Below are 249 nucleotides of genomic sequence, written 5' to 3' on the forward strand. Positions count from 1 at the left end.
CAGTTTCGAAAATCTTACTTTCCTAAAGCCCATTTGCGAGTGATCCAGCGCATTATCGGAATGGCTTCTAAAGGAACAAAAGTGTACTATATTACTGGAAATCACGATGAGATACTTCGAAAATTCAGCGATATGAATATGGGAAATTTTGCTCTTGTTGATAAATTAGTTTTAGAATTGGACGATAAAAAAGCCTGGATTTTTCACGGAGACGTTTTTGACGCCTCTGTTCAACATTCAAAATGGATT

At 36.1% G+C, this 249-nt stretch carries 1 protein-coding gene; it reads left to right on the forward strand.

The genetic code is table 11. The features are described 5' to 3' along the window. Positions 1 to 249, forward strand: a 249-nt coding sequence (locus ACWA1B_RS23255; RefSeq protein ID WP_456911043.1) for a UDP-2,3-diacylglucosamine diphosphatase, incomplete at both ends; no start/stop codon positions are given.

This window comes from Flavobacterium xizangense (assembly GCF_054075145.1).